This window comes from Streptomyces cyaneofuscatus (assembly GCF_000718135.1).
GTDB classification, from domain to species: Bacteria; Actinomycetota; Actinomycetes; order Streptomycetales; family Streptomycetaceae; genus Streptomyces; species Streptomyces cyaneofuscatus.
The window spans coordinates 141,028-157,253 of the sequence record NZ_JOEM01000018.1 but is presented as its reverse complement, the minus strand read 5'-3'; the positions used below and the strand labels follow the sequence as shown (position 1 = coordinate 157,253).

Genomic DNA, 16,226 nt, shown 5'->3' with positions numbered 1-16,226 from the left:
ACCGCGCGCTCGCGAAGCTCGGGAGGGTAAGGGGACGGACGTGCCATGACTCGATCCTCTCAGGGAATCGAGCCTCCATCAGACCCGGAGCGGTTCACACTGCCTTACCGATGGCGTCACCGCGCTTGCCCTCACGCTGGGGGCTGCGCTTGAACTCAAGGCAGGCGGATTCCTGAGTTCCCAGCAAGTCGGCCAGATCCACGTTTTCGTCGCTCACATCCTCATTGTGCCGTGCCGACCCGCACTCCGACCGGGAGGCCGGGCAATGGGTTCCGAAACCGCGAGCCCCCGTCGGTCGACCCGGACCTGGTCGGAGACTATGCCGACCTGGCCACGTGAGGGCCGTCGAGCCAGTGTCCGCAGCTTCTGGAACGGAAGCTCCAGCCGTCGAGCGCGAGTCGGTGACTGCCGCCCACGTAGCCGTGCCCCATACGTGCCCTTCAGAGCGGCCAACAGCGGACAAGTACGGCGTCGGCAGACCTCTTCAGCCTCGCACGCCTTGAGCGAATATGCAGGTCAGGGCCAATGTGACCGTCGGAGTACCGCTGATTCCCAAGCTCAGAGCGCGAGTTCGATTCTCGTGACCCACTCCACGATAAAGGCCCTGGTTGATGACCGAGGCCTTTCGCTTGCCCCGCACTGGACGGCGGGGGAGCGGCCGCCCTGTCACCACCCCCGCGCATGCGTTCGCAACCCTCAAGGCAAGGGGGGGCTGTGGCTCAAGCCGAGCCTTGCATACTCCAGTATGATGGGCTCATGTCCTCAACGACTCGCATCACCGTCACGCTCCCCAGCGATCAGGTGGCTGAGCTCCGCAAGCTCACGGACAACGTCTCCGGCTACGTGGCGGAAGCCGTAGCCCGCCAGATCCGGCACCAACTCCTGGGCGACGACCTCCGCCGCCACGAGGAGGAGCACGGGTCTTTCAGCGACGAAGAGCTCGCCGAGGCCCGCGCGAAGATCTTCGGCTCCGCCGGCACCTCCAAGGGCGCGGACGCCGCGTGAACGAGCGCATCGAAACCGTCGTCCTGGACTCGGAAGGGCTCTCCGCCTGGATCGCGCAGGACCGCAAGCTTCTTGCGATGCTTCAGGTCTTCCACGACATGGGAGCTGACCTGGTCATCGGGGCCAACACCATCGTGGAAGTCAGCCATTCCCGTACCAACATGCCGCGCCTTAACTGGGCTCTGTCCCGCGTCAAGGTGGAGCCCGTCACCGAACAGGCGGCGAAAGCGGCAGCGGAACTGCTCAAAGGTGCCGGACTGCACGGGCACAAGTACGCCATCGACGCCACGGTCGCCGAGGTCGCCCTGCGCCAGCCGAAACCCGTCGCCCTCCTGACCTACGACAACGACGACATGACCAAACTCTGCGGCAACCAGGTCCGCATCATCTCTCTCTGACGCGCTGGCCCACCCCGAGCACACCACCTGTCAGGGTCCACCGCACCACTACCCTCGTGCCCAGCAGAGCGGACAACGGTGGTCGAGTACGGCTTCCATAGACCGTGGCCATCCACGCCGAGGGCTTGAGGGCTGGAAGCCCTTCGGGTCTCCAGGGCGCGTCGGTTGGGACCGCACTTCATCGTTCAGGTTCGAGGGGGGCCTCAGGCGGGCTCGCTGCGTACCGGCTCCGGGGGCCAGCCGACCACCGCGTCTGCTTGGACGTTGCGCAGGGTTGTTCCCTCGAAGCGGGCGCCTGTGATGTCTGTGGGGCCCAGGCGGGGGATGCCTGTGTTGACGCTGCTCAGTCTGGCGCCCGTCAGGTCGGTGTCGCGTAGGTCGGCGTCGCGGAGATTGCAGCCGGCCAGGACCGCGCCGCGTAGGGAGGCTCCGCGTAGGTCGGCGCCGGTGAAGTCGCAGAACTTGAACCAGCAGCCTTCGAGGGTTGCGTGGCGCAGGTCTGCCCCAGCGAACGAGCAGCGCGCGAAGCGGAGTTGGTTCGTTCGGGTTGACGCCAGGTTCTGGTGCGTGAAGTCCTCGCCGCTTACGGCCGCGTAGCGGTGGAGCTCCGAAAGGCGTTGGTGGGCGGTCAGTGGCGTGGTCATGGAGACCAGCGTCTCAGCCGGGGTGGGGGGCGCCGTCGAGATTTCGTCAAATTGACCGTTCAACAGACAGGTCTGTGGGGGGTGATCTTGTGGCTCTCTAGGGGGACTTGGGGGCGTCTCGGGGCGGTTTGGGCGTCGACGCTGCCTGAGCTGCTGTACGGTGATCGTGTCATCACGCTCTGTGCGTACGCATGGGGCGGCCCCCGGTGGTGTTACAGCACCTAGCCGAGGGCCTTCACCCAACTAGTGGAAGCAGAAGGTCCACCGGGATGCTTTGGCATGCTATCGCGCCTGTTCGGCGCTACACGAAGGTCTCTCACGACGTCATGCGTCATCCGCGTCTGAACAGTGACGCGAAGGTCTTGATCTCTTACGTTCAGGGGTTGCCCGAAGGGCAAGTCGACCGGGCTCTCTCCGAGCATGCTCGTGAGGTTGGCATCAAGGGGCGGCGGTACCAGACGGCCAAGGAGCAGTTGGTCGTGAACGGGTTCGTGCATGAGCGGAAAGCGCCCGGGGCGCGCGGGTTGTGGGCTACCCATCAGCTCTTCTCCAATGTGCCGTTGAGCAATGCCGATGCTCGTGCAGTGTGGCGAGAAGCCGGTGTGGGTGGTGGTGGCGAGGTCGGTGGGGGAACTGAAGCGGCTCCGAGTGCGCAGGTTTCGACCGTCGGTCAGCCGAGGGCTCGGAGCGTCGGTCATCAACTACCGGTAGACGAAGAACTGGGGGAGAGCTCTTTCCGCCCACCCACCCAAGCTGCTGACAGCGAAGCTGCGTTGGATGAGCTTTCGCCTGAAGAGGCCCAGGTGGAGCGGGTGTTGCTGTCTCTCCAGGAGTGTCGCCGTGATCTGCGGCTCGGTGTCGCCGAGGCGCGTTCGCTGGTGGCCCTGGCTGTGGAGTGGTTGCGGCGTGGAGTGTCCGGGGTGGAGCTTCGGGAGGTGCTGAGCAGTGGGCTGCCGACGGGGCGGGTGCGGTCCGCTGTCGGGTTCCTGCGGCATCGGCTCGTGCAGAAGATGCCCGAAGCGCCCGCGCCTGAGCCGGCGCCCGAGCCCGCCTCCGTGTCTGATCCAGCGCCTCCTGCCCTACCTGATGTGCCTCCCACTCCTCCGCGTGTTGCGCCTCTCGTGACCTGTGAGGGGCCCGGCAACGAGCATGTCTTCCGGGCTTACGGCGGGGCGACCCTGTGCCCCGACTGCCAGCAGGCCGCCGCTTGGGCGCGGTGGGCCGAGCGGCGCGCCGCCGATCTGGGTGTTGATCTTGCTGAGGATGCCGCCAAGGCCGTGGAGGCCGGGCGGGATCCGGACGGGTGGCGGTCACGGCTCGCCGCTGCCGGGGCCGTAGCTGAGGGTGTCGACGAGCAGTAGGCCCCTGCGCGCACTTGGCCGATTTCCGTCTCGGGGGGTGACAGGGCGGACACGCCTGTGCCCGGCTGCGTAACGGATGTACGTCGCCGGGCACAGGGGGCGGAGCTGATGCGTGAAGGCGTCAGTCCGTAAAGCGTCAGTCCGTGATCTGGATCTGGTCCTTGTCGGCGGCCTTGTCCTGCTCGCTCTTCCGAGGGGCGGGAGCTGACGTGTCGGACGGCGAAGCCGGGGCGCCCGTGCGGTTCTTGAGGTTCTGGAGCAGCTGGGCGACGTCCACGCCCGTCGTGGAGCTGAGCAGCTCCACGCCCTGGGCGACGTTGTCGGTGACCGTGCGGGCCAGCTGGCTGGCGCCGTCCGTCGAGATGACCGTCAGCTTGTCGATGGCGCTCAGCGGCTCCGAGGCCTTCGCGACCACGTCCGGGAGGACCTCGACCAGCATCTGGAGGACGGCCGCGTCGCCGTACTGCGCGAACGCGTCGGCCTTCTTCTGCATGGCCTCCGCCTCCGCCGCACCCTTCGCGGCGATCGACGCGGCCTCGGCCTCACCCTCGATGCGCACCGCGTCGGCCAGCGCCGAACGGTGGAGCTTCTCACCCTGACCGGTCAGGCGCGAGCGCTCCGCGTCCGCCTCGGCCTCCTTGACCTGGGCGATGCGGCGGGCCTCCGCCTCCTGCTCGGCCTGGTAGCGGGCGGCGTCGGCGGGCTTACGGACCTTGGTGTCCAGCTCGCGGTCGGTCAGGGCAGCCTGGCGCTCGGCCACCTTCTCCTGCTCCTGGAGCACTTCCTGCTGGCGGGCAGCCTCGGCGAGCGGACCGGCTGCGTTGGCCTTGGCGGCCGCCGCCTCGGTCTCGGCCTTGATCTCGGCCTGCTTCAGGTAGTACGTCCGCTCGGCGATGGCGATCTCCTCGGCCGCCTTCAGCCGGGCCTGCTCCGAGGCGCGCTTGGCGATCGCCTCGGCGATGTCCGCCTCCTGCTTGGCGCGGGCGGCCTCCGGACGGCCGAGGTCCTCCAGGTAGGAGCCCTCGGTGGTGATGTCCTGGATCTGGAAGGCGTCCAGGATCAGGCCCTGGCCGGAGAGGCTGGTCTCGGCCTCCTCCGCGACCTGCCCGGCGAACGCGGCCCGGTCGCGGATGATGTCCTCGACCGACATGCGGCCGACGATCGCGCGGAGCGCTCCGGAGAGCACCTCCTGGGTGAAGCCGACGATGCCGTCCTGCTGCTGGAGGAAGCGCTGGGCGGCGGCGCGGATCGCGTCCTCGCCACCCCCGACCTTGACGATCGCGACGCCTTCGAGGTTCGACTTCACGCCGCGCAGGGTGACCGCGCCGCGGACGGCGATCGGGATGTGCCGGCTGGAGAGGTCCAGCGTGAACTTCTGCTGGACGAACGGCACGACGAAGACGCCGCCACCGACGACGACCTTCTGGCCGCTGTTGTCGACGCTGACGAGGCCGGTGACCGGATCGGTCGACTTCTTGCCGCGGCGGCCGGTGATGATGAAGGCCTCGCTGGGCCCGGCGACCTTGTACCGCGTGATGACGACCAGGCCGAGCAGGACGAGAAGTACGACGATGCCGATGACGGCGAGAGCTACTGGACTCATGAAGGTGTCCCCCCTGCCTCCCGGGTGGGGGACGGCAGATTGTTGTGGTGCCAGGTGCTGGTGGGGTGTGGGTTGGTTGGTGGGTGGGTCATGCGGTGGTGGTGTTCAGGTCGCGGTGGGTGGAGTGCGGTGCCCGGTCGCGTGGTCAGCGCTCTACCGGGCGGACGGCCACCGACGTCGTCGACAGCTCCGCCTCCACCCAGATCTCCGTGCCCCGGACGACCGGCGTCGGGGACTTGGCCGCGTACTTGACGGGCTGGCCCGCCAGCCGCAGCATCACCTCGCCGTAGCCGTCGGCCGGGATGGCCGTCACGACCGTCCCGGACGTGCCGACGAGGTCGCCGCCGCGCGGCGTGGAGGAGGTCTGGTCCCGCATCAGGGCCTTGCTGAACTTCCAGGTCAGCCAGCCCGCGACCAGACCGGCCGCGACGCCGGCGACGGTGGCCACGAGCGGCCCGGCACCCGTGGTGCCGAGCACGATCGCCCCGCCGAAGCCGAGCATCGAGATGGAGCCGGCGATCACCGGGAGCGAGAGCAGTCCGTCGAAGAGCCCGTCGAGCACGCCGTCGAGCATCCCTTCGAGGACGCCGCCGAAGATGAGGGAAAGGGCCAGCAGGACGATTCCCGCAATGCCGAGACCGAGAAAGAAGGTCACCTGATCACTCCCTGTTCTTCGACTTCCCCCGAGATATTTCCGTCGAACTGGCTGGATGGTCCCATAGGGGGGCGGTTCGGGTCACTGCCGGATCCCGGCAATCTTTACGCGGTTTTGATGCCGGACAACTGATCCGCCAGGGTGGAAAGTGACTGGAAGGTGGCGCCCAGCAACGCGACGTGCTTCCAACGCAGGACGCCGTCCGGGCCGATGAGGAAGACCGCCCGCCGTACGCCGATGCCGGGGGCGGCGACCCCGTACGCCTTGGCGATCTCGCGGCCCTCGTCCGCCAGCAGCGGCATGCGGAGCCCGTAGGTCCGGGCGAACGACTCGTGGCTGTCCACACCCTGTGGACTGATTCCCCAGACCTCCGCGTCGAGCCCCTCGAAGGTCTCCATGCCCGAGGAGTACGAGCAGAGCTGCTTCGTGCAGACGCTCGTGTTGTCCCCGGGGTAGAAGGCCAGCACCAGGGCCCGGCCGCGGGCGGCGGAGAGGGTGTAGTCGCCGCGTTCGAAGGTGTCCCCGGGCACGGACGGACCGGACAGGACACCGCCGGGGAGCGTGAAGTCCGGTGCCGGGGTGCCGAGGGGAGGTCCTGCCGCCATGACGACTCCTTCTTATGCGTTCGTGGTACGTACATGGATGGGGGCGTGCCCGTACAGTGAACGGCACTTTCCGCCCGTTGACACGTTCGGCCCAATCCGGAACCGGGTCCGCACCGAATACGGAGGGAGCGGGGGCATCGGCGCCCGCACCCGGATCTGGAGGTACGCGTGGACCGACGGCCGCCGTCAGCAGCGGTTCTCGTCCTGCACGGGGGCCATGAGAAGGGAACCGAGCCGCCGCCCTGGGGCCCGCTCAACCTGCCCGGCGTCCGCATGCGCCCCTTCGTCCGCGCCCTGCGCCGGGCCACCCGCGCCCCCGAGGACGGCACGGAGGTCCTCGTACGGCAGGTGCGGTACGCCCACCGGGGGTGGAACGGCCCCCGCGCCGACGCCCTCCGTGACGCCCTGGCCGCGCTCGACGCCCTCGGCGAGGAGGCCGGGGACGACGTGGCGGTGATCCTCCTCGGCCACTCCATGGGCGCCCGGGCCGCCCTGCGCGCCGCCGGGCACCCCCTCGTACGCGGCGTCGTAGGCCTCGCCCCCTGGTGCCCGCCCGGCGACCCCGTGACCCAGCTCGCGGGCCGCGACGTCGTCCTCGTCCACAGCAGCCGGGACCGGATCACCAGCCCCCAGGCCACCCAGTCCCTCACCGCACGGGCCCGCCGGGCCGGCGCCCGTACCTGCATGGTCACCGTCCGGGGCGGCGACCACGCGATGATCCGCCGCGCCCCCGCCTGGCACCGGCTCACCACCACCCTGGTCACCGGGTTGCTGGGAACCGGCAGTCTCCCGGAGCCCGTCACCACCGCCCTCGGCCTGCCGCCGACCGCCGAGCCCACGGAGGGCACCCTCGATCTCGACCGGCTGCGCGCCGAGCGGGGACCGGCCGGGCTCCTGCCGAGTTCCTGACCCGGTCCCGGGGCTGGATCGCCCGTGCGCACGTACGCACCCGGCGGCGCTGCGGATGCGGTGCCGGGGGCCGCCGCCCACGATGGAGGTCCGGAGGCCGATCGACGGCGGAGGAGACCCCCTTGCAGGCCGAAGCCGAAGCGTGCGGCGACGGAATGCCGTCGTCCTTCGACCCCACGACCGTGGCCGCCCTGCTCGACGGCAACCCCGCCGGAGTCGCCGTACTCGACGCGAACCTCCGCTACACCTACGTCAACCCCGCGCTCGAACGGCTCAACGGCCTCCGCGCCGGCGCCCACATCGGCCACACCTTCTCCGAGGTGCTCCCCGAACTCCGCGGTCAGGCCGCCGTCCTGCGCGGCGTCCTGCGCGACGGAGAACCCCGCGAACAGACGATCAGCGGCCGGACCTGGGCCGCGTCCTCCGCCGAACCCCGGTTCTGGCGCGCCACCTACCACCGGCTGGAGACGGGCGGGTCCGTCTGCGGGCTGATGGTGATCGTCGTCGAGATCAGCGACATCGCCCGCCAGCGGGCCGAGCTCGAAGAGGCCCGCGGCCATGTGGCGCTGCTCTCCACGGCCGCCGTGCGGATCGGCACCACGCTCGACATGGACACCACCTGCCGGGAGCTCGCCGAGTTCGTCGTGCCCGCCTTCGCCGACGTGGCGGCCGTCGACGTCTTCCCGCCCGAGGTGGGACACCCCGTACGCCGTGCCGAGCCCGGGGTCCTGCGGCTGCGGCGGGCCGCGCTGCGGGGCGATGGGGCGCTGGACGAGCAGGTGCAGCTGTTCGGGCACCCGGGGGAGTACGTCGACTTCGCCGCGGACTCCGCCGTCATCCGCTGTCTGGCCGAGAACGAGCCGGTCCTCGACGACTGGAAGGACCACCAGCGCGGCCGCTCCGCCTTCACCTCGGACCGGATCGCCGCCTCCCAGGCCCTCGGCCTGCGCGAGGCGCTCGTCGTCCCGCTCACCGCCCGGGGCGGCCAGATCGGCGCGCTCAGCCTGGTCCGGGCCGACGGCTCGCCCGCCTTCACCGACCAGGACGTGCTCGTCGCCCGGGAACTCGCGGGCCGGGCCGCCGTCGACCTCGACCATGCCCGCCGCTACGACCGCGAGCACAGCATCGCCCTGGAGCTCCAGGGCTCCCTGCTCTCCGAGCCCCGCGGCCCCCACCCGCACGTGGAGATCGCCACCCGGTACCTGCCGGCCGAGCGGGGCGTCCTGGTGGGCGGCGACTGGTTCGACGTCGTACCGCTCCGGGACGGCCGCCACCTCAAGGCCATGGGCGACGTGATGGGCCACGGCGTGGAGGCGGCCGTGGCGATGAGCCACTACCGCTCGCTGCTGCGGCTGCTCGCCGGCGACGACCTGCCGCCGCACCTGATCCTGGAGCAGCTCGACGCGATGGTGGAGCGGTCGGGTCTGGACCGGGCGGCGACCTGCCTGCTCGCCGTCGTGGACCGGTTCGGCGGGGTGTGCGAGGTGGCCAGTGCGGGCCATCTGCCGCCGGTGTTCATCGACCCGGGGGAGGCCGGGGCGCGCATCGTCCCGGTGGAGTCCGGGCCGCCGCTGGGCACCGGGTTCGGCGGCTACCGGACCACCTCCGTGCCGTGCGGGCCGGGGACGGTGCTGTTCATGTACACCGACGGTCTGGTGGAGCGCCGGGGCGAGGACATCGACGTGTCCGTGGGGCGGCTGGCCTCGCTCACCCTGCCACGCACCGGGACGCTGGAGGACCTGCTCGACCAGGTGCTGGACCGGTTCGGCGGGGACGCGGAGGACGACATCGCGGTGCTGGCCTCCCGGATCCGGGAGGGGCCGCCGGTGCTGCGGAGGCCGGACGCCACGTGAGCACCCTGGCCAGTGGGGTGGACGTGAGCACCCTGGCCAGTGGGGTGCTCAGCCCAGCTCCAGGCTCGTGATGCCGTAGTACCCGGCCCGGTCGATCACCGGCTCCGGGCCCGTGTACATCCGCGCCGTGTCGAACGACGGCGTCAGCCCCAGCTCGCCCGCGAGCCGTACGGCCGCCGGGTTGACGTCCGGTACGTCGACGGCCACCGCCCCCTCCGGCAGCGTCGCCGCCAGCGCGCTCACCAGGGCCGCCGCCACCTGCGGGGACGAGGCGTAGAGCGGGCCGATCCGGGAGGCGGCCCGGCAGGCGCGCACCACCCCGAGGCCCTGGAGCTCCCCGTCGCGGACCGCCGCCAGCGCGGTGCGGCCCGGGGCGGTGATCCAGGCCGCCAGGAAGCCGTCCCGGGGTGCCGGGAAGAACCGCCGGTCGTACGCGGCGAGCTGCGCGAACGGCACGGTCCGGGCGTCGACGAGCGAGGTGCCGGGCGGCGGTGCGATGTCCGGCGGCGGGGTGCCCTCGTACCGGGCGTTGCTCCAGCAGGTACGGGAGCCCGAGCGGCGGTAGTTGTCCTGCTGGGCCGGCACCCCGTCCAGCCCGACGTTGCGGCCGGCGAGCCGGGCCGTCCCGGCCTGCCAGGTGCGCAGTCCGTAGCCCTGGCCGCGCAGGTGGGGGCGGGTCAGGTAGAAGCCCAGGAAGCCGTGGTCGGGGCCGTACCGCACGACGGAGACGGAGGTGACCGGCGCACCGCCGAGGCGGCCGATCAGGAATCCGCCGGGGTCGGTCGGGAAGAAGACCCCGCCGTCGGTGAGGCCGGGGTTCCAGCCCTCCTCATGGGCCCAGGCGCCCAGCGTCACGATGTCCTCGGCGCTGGCCGCGGCGATCTCGAAGTCCTCGACAGGGTTCGGCACGGCACAGACGTACCCAGGGCGCGGGCCGTTCAGTGATCGGTCGTTACGCCGTCGGGGTGATGCCTGTCGAGGACTTCGAGGTCCCTCACGCCGTTTCCGGGTTCTCCTGGCGCCGGCCGCGCAGCTGCCGCAGGACCAGGGCGGCCGAGGTGATCAGCGGCAGCATCCCCGCCACCGCGTCGGCGGTGTTCAGCTTGTCGTGCGAGCCCTTGGCCCGGCGCACCTGCTTGGAGGCCCTGATGACGGCGAGCGCGCTGCTGCCCAGGCTCAGCGCCAGCCCCACCTTGCTGCCGCGCAGGCCCTTGGCGGGTGCGGAACGGTTCTTCTTCGCCATCGGAGGTACCTCCACGGGGTGCGGTGCGGGGTGTTCCGGAGTCGCCCGTTCCACGTAACCGGGTCCGCCCCGCCCCCGCAAACGGACCGGCCCCGGGCGACCGGCCGTTCATCACCCCGTTCACCATCCCGTCCAGAGCAGGTGGTTGATCAGCAGCGCCGGGACCACCGACGCGACCAGCCAGTACCGTGCGGTACGGGCGGGCAGCAGGGCGGCGGCGGGCAGCAGCCACAGCAGGAACGGCTGCCAGATGCGCTCGGTCTCCGCCTTGCTCATCCCGGAGAGGTCGGCGGCGAGCAGCGCCACCAGCGCCGCCAGGACGAGCAGCGCGAGCCGCTGGGCGGGAGCCCCTGTGCCCGTACGGAGCTCGCGTACGGCCCCGGGGGCGTACGACGCGCTCCGGCGTACTCCGGCGACCGCCGCCAGGCCCGCCGCGAGGACGGCGCAGGCGAGGTTGGCCCAGACCCAGTACGCGTACGGGCGCACGCCCCCCGCGCCCTGGTAGTAGCGCTCCACCAGCAGGTGGTACGCGGTCCACCAGTTGAACCCGGCGAGCGTGAAGGCGGCCGGGACCACCAGCGCGCCCAGCAGGAACGGGACCACCGGGCGGGCCGTCCGCGCGAGCACCAGGACCGCGAGCAGGACCGCCGCCATCAGCCCCAGCCCGTAACTGAGGTAGTAGGTCCACCCGAACAGCAGGCCCCCGCCCACCGCCGCCGAGCCCGGGAAGCGGACCCGGCGCGTCGCCGCCAGCGCGAGCAGCGCCACCGACCAGGCGGCGACGGCGGCGAAGTAACCGTCGGCCGAGACGCCCGCCCACACGGCCGCCGGGGCGAGGACCAGGAAGGGCGCCGCCCGCCGGGCCAGGCGCTCACCGGCCAGCACGCGCACGGTGATCAGGGCGGCCAGCACCGCCGAACTCCCCACGACGACACACCAGACGGCGGCCCACGCCCCGCCGCCGAGCCCGATCCGGTCCAGCCAGACGAAGGTCAGCGTCGCGCCCGGCGGGTGGCCGGCGACATGGGCGGGCCAGTTGCCGGGCTCGCCGATCACGATGTGGTCGGTGAAGCCGCGCAGGGTGGCGGGGATGTCGTCGAAGCGGTCGATGACCCGCAGGTACTCGTGCTTGGTGGTGAGGCGCCGCTCCACGCCCCGGTACCAGCCGTCGATCAGCGCCATCGAGAAGACCCAGGCCGTCGACCCGGCCCAGGCCGCCGCGAGGAGCCCGCGCCACGGCAGCCGGGCGGCGAGCGGCGGCCCGTACGCGATCACCAGCACGGCCATCGTCAGCGCGGCCGGGGTGCCGGGGCCGAGGTGGGGGTCCCAGGAGGCCAGGAGGGGCGGCCACTGGACCTGGAGGGTGCCGGTCCGGTTCTGCACGTACCGGCCGATGAGGATGGCGGCGGTGACGAGCAGGACCGCGAGGGCGGCGGCGATCAGGTCGCGTCGGTGGGCGGGGCGGTGGTCGGCGTGCCCGGGGACAGGGGCGGGGTCGGTCGTCCGCGGGTCCGGGGCGTCCGGGGTGTCCGGGGAGCCCGGCCTCGTTCCCTCGGCGGTTTCCGTACGGGGGGTACGTTCGGTCTTCACGCTGGCACGCTATGCACCCCGGGGCGAGTTCCGGCGGTACGGCGGGGCCGCGTCACCGAACCGTCAGATCCGGCACGCGCGCCCGGTGCGCGCACGGGCCGCAGGCCGCCATCCAGTTTCCGCGCCCGCCCGGTGGCGGGCGTCCAGGTCCGGCGCACGTCCGGTGGCAGGCCGCCATCCAGGTCCGGCGGGCCCCGACGTCAGAATTTCGTCAGGAGTCGCAGCCGCCTTCGCACGGGGTCCTCGGCCTAGCGTCGGGCCCATGCCCGAACGCCGCCGGATCCCCACCCTCCCCGCCCGTCTCACCGACCGTCTTCCCGCCCGCCTCGCCGCCCTCCGTACGCCTGCCGATCCCGGCTTCTGGCGCAGCCCGGTGCGCGGGGCACGCTTCACCGCCGTGCTCGGTGTCGTGCTGCTCGTGGGGCTCACCCTGGTGTTCGTCACCGGCCTGCTCTCGTACGCCGCGTACAACCCGGACCTGGACCCGGTCAACGACAAGACCCCGGCCAAGGGGTGGCTCGGCTTCTACCTGTTCGCCTGGCCGACCGGACCGCACTGGCTCTACCGGCTGACCCAGGCTCTGCACGTCACCGTCGGCATCGTGCTCGTACCCGTGCTGCTGGCGAAGCTCTGGTCGGTGGTCCCGCGGCTGTTCGCGCTGCCGCCCGCCCGGTCGGTGGGGCACGCGCTGGAGCGGCTCTCGGTGCTGCTCCTCGTGGGCGGGGCGCTGTTCCAGTTCCTCACCGGGCTGCTCAACATCCAGCTGGACTACCTCTTCCCGGGCTCCTTCTACACCCTGCACTTCTACGGGGCCTGGGTCTTCCTCGCCGGGTTCGTCACCCATGTGGCGCTGAAGCTGCCGCAGGCCGTACGGGTGTTGCGGAGCGGCGGCATCCGGCGCGGCGAGCCGGACACCCTCGCCGCCCCCGACCCGCTGCCCGCCACCCTCTCCCGGCGCGGCGCCCTCGTCATGGTCGGGGCCGGGTCCCTGCTCCTGCTGATCACCTCGGCCGGGCGCAGCTTCGACGGACCGCTGCGCCGCATCGCGCTCCTCACCCCGCGCGGCGGTACGGACCAGGGGCCGGGCCCGAACGCCTTCCAGGTCAACAAGACGGCCGCCGCCGTCCGGATCACCCCCGCCGACACCGGCGAGCGCTGGCGGCTGACGGTACGGGGGCCGGTCGGCGAACTCCGCTTCTCCCGGACCGAACTGCTGGCGATGGAGCAGCACACCGCGGCGCTCCCGATCGCCTGTGTGGAGGGCTGGTCGACCTCGGACCAGCTCTGGCGCGGGGTGCGGCTGTCGGACCTGGCGGCGCTCGCCGGGTACCCGGACAGCCCGCCGGACCTGTTCGTGGAGTCGTTGCAGCGCAGCGGCTCGTTCCGCAAGGCCGCGCTCCGGGGCAACCAGGTCCGCGACGGGCGCTCGCTGCTGGCGTTGGAGGTCAACGGCGCGCCGCTGTCGCCCGACCACGGCTACCCGGCCCGGATCATCGTGCCCGCCGCGCCCGGGGTGCTGAACACCAAGTGGGTCGAGACCCTGACGTTCGGAGAACTGTGATGTCCACGCCGACCGCACCCCGCCGCCCGCGTCTCTCCGTACGCCGCCTCGTACGCCGGTGGTACGGCGAGGGCCCCCTGCACCTGCTTCTGCTGGCGGCCACCTTCTGCTTGGCCGGATACGCGGGCGTACGCCTGCTGGACGGCGACACCCTCGGCGTCCTGCTCTGGTTCGCCGGATCGGCGGTGCTGCACGATCTGGTGCTGCTCCCGGTGTACGCGGGGGCCGACCGGGCCCTGCGCGCGGCGCTCGGGCCACGGCGGGACCTGGTCAACTTCGTCCGCGTACCGGTGTTCCTCTCCGGGCTGCTCCTGCTGATCTGGTTCCCGTTGATCACGCGGCGGACCGAGCGGCGGTACGTGGCCGCCTCCGGCACCTCCCCGGACCTCTACCTTTCCAACTGGCTGCTGATCACCGGCGCGCTGTTCGCGCTCTCCGCGTTCTGGCTGCTGGTCCGCGCGCTCCGCTCCCGTACGGCCGGCCGGGGGCGCGGGCGGCGCAGCGCGACGAAGGACCGCCCCTCCGCGCTCCACTGATCGGCCGGACGCCAGCCGCACGCGCCGGCGTACCGCAGCAGCGCCGGCGTGCCGATCCGCGCCCAGGGGAACGGCCGGTCCGCCGGGCCGGCCTTCTCCGCGGGCGCGCGCCGGCCGTCGTCCAGGCGGACCTGGACGCGTTCGTCGATGTCGAGCGGTGACGTCTCCGCGATGAGCAGCCCGCCGGTGGAGAGGAGGTCGGCCGCGCGGTCCAGCAGGGCAGCGGGGTCGCCGCCGATGCCGATGTTGCCGTCGACGAGGAGCAGGGTGCCCCAACGGCCCTCCCCGGGGAGCGGATCGAAAACGCTGCGGAGCAGGGCGGAGCCGCCGATGCGCCGGGTCCGGGCGACGGCCGCCTCACTGACGTCGATGCCGAGCGCCCGGTGGCCCAGCGCGGTCAGCTCCGCGACCAGCCGCCCGGGGCCGCAGCCGATGTCCAGCACCGGGCCCTCGCACCGGTGCAGCGCGGAGAGGTCGGCGGCGCCCGCGTCGGAGCACCAGCGCTCGACCTCCAGGGGCAGCAGCCAGCCGTCGCTGCGGCGGAGGAAGAGCGGGCCGCGTCCGTTGCGCAGGGCGTTGGCGTACGGGTCGGTGCCCCAGGGGGCGGTACGGGCTTCGGCGCCGGAGCGGGCGTCGGCCCTGGCGCGGGGTCCGGTGGGCCGGTCGGCCTCAAGGGCGTCGGCGGTCTCCCGGGTCTTCTGCGTGGCGGTCCGGGACGACGACGTTCCGGATGACGACGGTGGCAGCATCGTGCTCATCGCACTCCCGCCCCCGCCCCGGTCAGCCGGCCGAGCACCGCGGCGAACCGGCCGCCGGGGGCGTCGGCCGCCACCCGGTGCGCGTCGGACGCGGTGTCGACGTCGAGGAGGACCGGCAGGTCCCGTACCGCGAGGCCGGCCTCCACCAGCCGGCGCCGCTGCACCGCACCGGTCTCCGGGACGGACATGGGCACCCCCCGGAGCAGGGCGGGATCGGGTTGCGCGAGGCCCAGCGCCCAGAAGCCGCCGTCTTCGGCGGGGCCGAACCAGGCGTCGCAGCCCTCCCAGGCGTCCGGGACGAGGGCCGGGGCGAGCAGGGCCGGGGTGATCTGCGGGGTGTCCATGCCGACCAGGAGGGCCGGCCCGGTACACCTCCCGAAGGCCGCCGCGAGCCGCTCGTCCAGCCCGCCCGCGCTCTGCGGGACCACCTCGACGCCCGGCGGCACCCAGGGGCCCGGCCGCCCTTCGAGGACCAGGACGCGCCGCCGGGCGGGGAGGGCGAGCACGGTCTCCAGGGTGTCCGCGAGCGCGGCGGCGGCCAGCTCGGCGGCCTCGGCGGGGGAGAAGGGCGGACAGAGCCGGGTCTTGACCCGGCCGGGCACCGGCTCCTTCGCGATGACCAGCAGCTCCGTGGGCTCGTCGGGTCCGTACGGGGTGGTGCCGGTGGGTCCGTACGCGCTCATCGGGCGGCCCCCGTTCCGCTCGGGGCGGGCGCCGGCGCATGCGCCCGGTCCGCCGGTGGCTCGCGCAGGACGCCGCGCATGTCGCGTACCGCGTGCCAGGTGCCGCGCCAGGTACCGGTCACCTTCGACTTTCCCGTACGCGGCCGGTACGGGACATCGGTCTCGGCGACCCGCAGCCCGGCGTCCGAGGCCCGGACCACCATCTGGAGCGGGTAGCCGCTGCGCCGGTCGGTGAGGTCCAGGGACAGCAGGTCGGCGCGGCGGGCCGCCCGCAGCGGGCCGAGGTCGTGCAGGCGCAGCCCCGTACGGCGGCGGAGCATGCGGGCGAGCGCCAGGTTGCCCGCGCGCGCGTGCGGCGGCCAGGCGCCCCGGCTCTCCGGGCGGCGGCGGCCCAGCAGCAGATCGCACTCGCCGTCCGCGATCCGCCGGACGAACCCGGCCAGCAACGCGGGGTCCAGCGAGCCGTCGCAGTCGCAGAAGCAGACGAACTCGGCCTCGGCGGCCAGCAGTCCGGCATGGCAGGCCGCGCCGAACCCGCGCCGCTCCTCCGTGACGACGTGCGCGCCGAGGGAACGGGCGAGCTCGGCCGAACCATCGGTCGACCCGTTGTCGACGACGATCGCGCGCCAGCCGTCGGGAATCCGGTCGAGCACCCAGGGCAGGGCGGCCGCCTCGTCCAGGCAGGGCAGGACGATGTCGGCCCTCGGGACGGCTCTCCGGGAAGCGGTGGGCGGGACGGTGGCATCGGGAAGGGCGGCAGAGGAATCGGTCACCCGCCTCACCCTACGGAGACAACTCCGACATTCCGGTCTTCAGGTTCTT

General features: G+C 72.4%; 17 protein-coding genes. 6 read left to right on the top strand and 11 right to left on the bottom strand.

Features of this window, described 5'->3' with window-relative positions:
• Positions 1–94: 94 nt before the first annotated feature.
• Positions 95–217, bottom strand: a complete 123-nt coding sequence (locus IF17_RS1000000140150) for a hypothetical protein (protein ID WP_280518080.1) — start codon at positions 215–217, stop codon at positions 95–97.
• Between the two features lie 539 nt (positions 218–756).
• Between IF17_RS1000000140150 and IF17_RS0127455 the strand changes: the two genes are divergently transcribed.
• Together IF17_RS0127455 and IF17_RS0127450 are read left to right on the top strand one after the other, a co-directional pair.
• A complete protein-coding gene (locus tag IF17_RS0127455) occupies positions 757–1,005 on the top strand; it encodes a type II toxin-antitoxin system CcdA family antitoxin (RefSeq protein ID WP_030571234.1) in 249 nt (82 codons plus the stop codon).
• Entirely contained in the window at positions 1,002–1,403 is a 402-nt protein-coding gene (locus IF17_RS0127450; RefSeq protein WP_030571232.1) for a PIN domain-containing protein, read from the top strand. Before IF17_RS0127455 ends, IF17_RS0127450 begins: the two co-directional genes overlap by 4 nt.
• 203 nt (positions 1,404–1,606) lie before the next feature.
• Here IF17_RS0127450 and IF17_RS0127445 read toward each other — a convergent pair whose 3' ends face one another.
• Positions 1,607–2,047, bottom strand: a complete 441-nt coding sequence (locus IF17_RS0127445; RefSeq protein ID WP_030571230.1) for a pentapeptide repeat-containing protein — start codon at positions 2,045–2,047, stop codon at positions 1,607–1,609.
• Positions 2,048–2,316: 269 nt separating this feature from the next.
• Between IF17_RS0127445 and IF17_RS0127440 the strand changes: the two genes are divergently transcribed.
• Positions 2,317–3,408, top strand: coding sequence for a hypothetical protein (locus IF17_RS0127440; RefSeq protein WP_030571229.1), 1,092 nt, complete (start codon positions 2,317–2,319; stop codon positions 3,406–3,408).
• Between the two features lie 136 nt (positions 3,409–3,544).
• Here IF17_RS0127440 and IF17_RS0127435 read toward each other — a convergent pair whose 3' ends face one another.
• The 3 genes from IF17_RS0127435 to IF17_RS0127425 form a co-directional block, all read right to left on the bottom strand.
• On the bottom strand, positions 3,545–5,011 hold the full coding sequence (locus IF17_RS0127435) for a flotillin family protein (RefSeq protein ID WP_030571227.1): 1,467 nt from the start codon (positions 5,009–5,011) through the stop codon (positions 3,545–3,547).
• A gap of 145 nt (positions 5,012–5,156) precedes the next feature.
• Positions 5,157–5,666, bottom strand: coding sequence for a hypothetical protein (locus tag IF17_RS0127430; protein ID WP_030571224.1), 510 nt, complete (start codon positions 5,664–5,666; stop codon positions 5,157–5,159).
• A gap of 104 nt (positions 5,667–5,770) precedes the next feature.
• Positions 5,771–6,271: a peroxiredoxin gene (locus IF17_RS0127425; protein WP_018514004.1), complete on the bottom strand. Its 501-nt coding sequence runs from the start codon at positions 6,269–6,271 to the stop codon at positions 5,771–5,773.
• 168 nt (positions 6,272–6,439) lie between these two features.
• On the opposite strand from IF17_RS0127425, the gene IF17_RS0127420 reads away from it, so the two are divergent.
• Both IF17_RS0127420 and IF17_RS0127415 read left to right on the top strand, forming a co-directional pair.
• The gene (locus IF17_RS0127420) at positions 6,440–7,180 is read left to right on the top strand and encodes an alpha/beta fold hydrolase (protein WP_030571222.1); all 741 of its coding nucleotides are present in this window, start codon (positions 6,440–6,442) and stop codon (positions 7,178–7,180) included.
• A 155-nt stretch (positions 7,181–7,335) separates the two neighbouring features.
• Positions 7,336–9,033 carry a SpoIIE family protein phosphatase gene (locus tag IF17_RS0127415; protein WP_030571220.1) on the top strand — a complete coding sequence of 566 codons (1,698 nt, stop codon included), beginning with the start codon at positions 7,336–7,338 and terminating at the stop codon, positions 9,031–9,033.
• Positions 9,034–9,081: 48 nt separating this feature from the next.
• Here IF17_RS0127415 and IF17_RS0127410 read toward each other — a convergent pair whose 3' ends face one another.
• From IF17_RS0127410 to IF17_RS0127400, 3 genes are all read right to left on the bottom strand, one after another.
• Positions 9,082–9,942, bottom strand: coding sequence for a GNAT family N-acetyltransferase (locus IF17_RS0127410; RefSeq protein WP_030571218.1), 861 nt, complete (start codon positions 9,940–9,942; stop codon positions 9,082–9,084).
• Between the two features lie 85 nt (positions 9,943–10,027).
• Entirely contained in the window at positions 10,028–10,276 is a 249-nt protein-coding gene (locus IF17_RS0127405) for a hypothetical protein (RefSeq protein ID WP_030571215.1), read from the bottom strand.
• A gap of 120 nt (positions 10,277–10,396) precedes the next feature.
• A complete protein-coding gene (locus IF17_RS0127400) occupies positions 10,397–11,866 on the bottom strand; it encodes a hypothetical protein (RefSeq protein ID WP_030571213.1) in 1,470 nt (489 codons plus the stop codon).
• 262 nt (positions 11,867–12,128) lie between these two features.
• Here IF17_RS0127400 and IF17_RS0127395 point away from each other — a divergent pair, with 262 nt between their 5' ends.
• Positions 12,129–13,427 carry a molybdopterin-dependent oxidoreductase gene (locus IF17_RS0127395; protein ID WP_030571212.1) on the top strand — a complete coding sequence of 433 codons (1,299 nt, stop codon included), beginning with the start codon at positions 12,129–12,131 and terminating at the stop codon, positions 13,425–13,427.
• Positions 13,428–13,815: 388 nt separating this feature from the next.
• Here the strand turns inward: IF17_RS0127395 and IF17_RS1000000140280 are convergent, their stop codons facing one another.
• From IF17_RS1000000140280 to IF17_RS0127380, 3 genes are read right to left on the bottom strand one after another with little or no spacing between them, the layout of a single operon-like run.
• Positions 13,816–14,721, bottom strand: a complete 906-nt coding sequence (locus IF17_RS1000000140280; RefSeq protein WP_076967172.1) for a class I SAM-dependent methyltransferase — start codon at positions 14,719–14,721, stop codon at positions 13,816–13,818.
• On the bottom strand, positions 14,718–15,404 hold the full coding sequence (locus IF17_RS01000000136720) for a TIGR04282 family arsenosugar biosynthesis glycosyltransferase (protein WP_051884139.1): 687 nt from the start codon (positions 15,402–15,404) through the stop codon (positions 14,718–14,720). Before IF17_RS01000000136720 ends, IF17_RS1000000140280 begins: the two co-directional genes overlap by 4 nt.
• A complete protein-coding gene (locus IF17_RS0127380; RefSeq protein ID WP_078616059.1) occupies positions 15,401–16,177 on the bottom strand; it encodes a glycosyltransferase family 2 protein in 777 nt (258 codons plus the stop codon). The genes IF17_RS01000000136720 and IF17_RS0127380 overlap by 4 nt, the downstream gene beginning before the upstream one ends.
• Positions 16,178–16,226 lie beyond the last annotated feature (49 nt).